This is a genomic window from Streptomyces purpurogeneiscleroticus (genome assembly GCF_020024005.1).
GTDB lineage: Bacteria > Actinomycetota > Actinomycetes > Streptomycetales > Streptomycetaceae > Streptomyces > Streptomyces purpurogeneiscleroticus.
In genome coordinates this window covers 1-2,576 of the sequence record NZ_NHSG01000426.1, presented here as the reverse complement: position 1 = coordinate 2,576, position 2,576 = coordinate 1, and the positions used below count along the sequence as shown (strand labels likewise).

Here is a 2,576-nt window from a genome sequence, read left to right as displayed (position 1 = left end):
ACTCGTCCAGCTCGACGAAGGACCCTTCGTCCAGCAGCAGGTCGATCCGCTCACGGGCGGTCAACTTGCCCTTGGCGTGCTGCTTTTCCACGGCCCGCGCGGAACCGGCATGGGTGGCTTCTTCGATGCGTCGCTGAAGATCCGCCAGCTTGCCCGCGGTGGTGGAGATGTGTGCTTCCGGCTCGGACATCGGGATGCGGCTCCTGCTCGTCCTGGACTGGTGCTCGTACGGGGGGCGCTTCGCTCAGGGGTTGGCTACCGATTCGTAGCGTATCGGCGGCGCTGCTCACCGGCACTGCGTCGTTGGCCACACTCCGGCGCCCCGGAGCCTCTTAGGGTGGGCAGCATGACGCCTCAACCACCCGTAAACCCCGACAACCCCGAAAACCGCGACAAAGGCAGTGGCGGCCGGTGGGCCGACCTCGACCGCCCCCCGCTGAACGCGACGGCGCTGCGCAAGGCCCTCGTACGCCCCGGCTCCCTGTGGACCTCCCTGGACGTGGTCCAGGTCACCGGCTCCACCAACACCGACCTGGCGACCCGCGCGGCCGAGGGCAAGGCGGCGGCGGGCAGCGTGCTCGTGGCCGAGGAGCAGTCGGCGGGTCGCGGCCGGCTGGACCGCCAGTGGTCCGCGCCGCCCCGCTCCGGGCTCTTCTTCTCCGTCCACCTCAAGCCCGAGGTGCCCACGGACCGGTGGGGCTGGCTGCCGCTGCTGGCCGGCGTCGCCACCGCCACCGCGCTCTCCCGCGCGGCCGGCGTGGACACGGCCCTGAAGTGGCCCAACGACCTCCTCCTCACAGTGGACGGCGAGGAGCGCAAGGCGGGCGGCATCCTCGCCGAGGCGGCCGCCGGCGGCGTCGTCCTCGGCATCGGCCTGAACGTCTCGCTGCGCGCCGACGAGCTCCCGGTGCCCGGCGCCGGCTCGCTCCTCCTGGCCGGCGCCCAGGGCACCGACCGCGACCCGCTGCTCCGTGCCGTACTGCGCTCACTGGAGCAGTGGTACGGCGACTGGGAGGCGGCCGGCGGCGACCCGGCGGCCTGCGGGCTGCAGGAGGCGTACGCGGCGGGCTGCGCGACGCTCGGCCGCACGGTCCGCGCGCTGCTCCCCGGCGACCGGGAGATCCGCGGCGAGGCGGTGGCGCTGGACGGCGACGGGCGGCTGGTTCTGGCCACCGCCGACGGTGTGCAGCTGCCGGTGGCGGCGGGCGACATCGTCCACCTGCGGCCGGCCGGCGAAGCCGGTTAGCGGGGCGCCGTCGGCCGGGGAAGCGGTTCGGTACGGAGCGACGGGAGGCGCCGGGTGGTTCTTGACGACATTCGACACCTGCGAATGATGCGTTATGTGTGGAATGTGAGAGTGAGCCAGAGCACACCTGCCGTATCGTTGACGCGATCGGTCCGGCAGCGGGCCGCGGGCGAACAGTGATCGGAAGGGCAGTGCGCAGGGATCGGAAGAGGAGGGCGCGGTGACCCTCGACGACTCGGGCGCAGCACCGCGCGAAGCGGAAGCGGTACCGCGTGCCGCCGACACCGCCGACGACGGCTCCGACGGGGAGTCCGGCGACGACACCATCGCCCTCCGCCTGGAACAGCTGATCCTCGGCTCGGAGCGGCGCTACACGCCGTTCCAGGCGGCCCGCAGCGCCGGCGTCTCCATGGACCTGGCCTCCCGTTTCTGGCGGGCCATGGGCTTCGCCGACATCGGCCAGGTCAAGGCGCTCACCGAGGCCGACGTGCTGGCGCTGCGCCGGCTCTCCGGTCTGGTGGAGGCCGGACTGCTGAGCGAGGCGATGGCCGTACAGGTCGCCCGCTCGACCGGGCAGACCACGGCGCGGCTCGCCGACTGGCAGATCGACTCCTTCCTGGAGGGCCTGACGGAGCCCCAGGACTCGGGCCTGACCCGTACGGAGATCACGTATCCCCTGGTCGAGCTGCTCCTGCCCGAGCTGGAGGAGTTCCTGGTCTACGTCTGGCGCCGGCAGCTCGCCGCCGCGACGGGCCGCGTCGTCCAGGCTCAGGACGACGCCGAGATGGTGGACCGGCGGCTCGCCGTCGGCTTCGCCGACCTGGTCGGCTTCACCCGCCTCACCCGCCGTCTGGAGGAGGAGGAACTGGGCGAGCTGGTCGAGGCGTTCGAGACCACGGCCGCCGACCTGGTCGCCGCGCACGGCGGCCGGCTCATCAAGACCCTGGGTGACGAGGTGCTGTACGCCGCGGACGACGCGGGCACCGCCGCCGAGATCGGGCTGCGCCTCATCGAGACCATGGCCAATGACGAGACCATGCCCGAGCTGCGGGTGGGCATTGCCTTCGGCACGGTCACGACCCGCATGGGCGATGTCTTCGGCACCACGGTGAATCTGGCCAGCCGGCTCACCTCCATAGCGCCGAAGGACACCGTCCTGGTGGACGAGGCGTTCGCCGAGGAGCTGAGCCGGACCGGCGAGGCCCCGGTCTCCGAGGCCGAGGCGGCAGCGGCGGAGAAGGAGGGCGACGGCCCGGTCCCCGCGTACCGCTTCGCCCTCCAGCCCATGTGGCAGCGCCCGGTCCGCGGCCTGGGAGTGGTCGAGCCGTGG

Annotated in this window: 3 protein-coding genes; 2 read left to right on the top strand and 1 reads right to left on the bottom strand. The window is 72.6% G+C overall.

Going from position 1 to position 2,576, the window contains the following annotated elements:
* Positions 1 to 190, bottom strand: a 190-nt coding sequence (locus tag CCS38_RS31455) for a carboxyl transferase domain-containing protein (protein WP_308050902.1), incomplete at its 3' end; no start/stop codon positions are given.
* A 156-nt stretch (positions 191 to 346) separates the two neighbouring features.
* On the opposite strand from CCS38_RS31455, the gene CCS38_RS31450 reads away from it, so the two are divergent.
* Positions 347 to 1,246 (top strand): biotin--[acetyl-CoA-carboxylase] ligase, encoded by a 900-nt coding sequence (locus tag CCS38_RS31450; RefSeq protein WP_223736736.1) that lies wholly within the window; start codon positions 347 to 349, stop codon positions 1,244 to 1,246.
* A gap of 220 nt (positions 1,247 to 1,466) precedes the next feature.
* A partial coding sequence (locus CCS38_RS31445) for an adenylate/guanylate cyclase domain-containing protein (RefSeq protein ID WP_223736735.1) occupies positions 1,467 to 2,576 on the top strand: 1,110 nt, incomplete at its 3' end.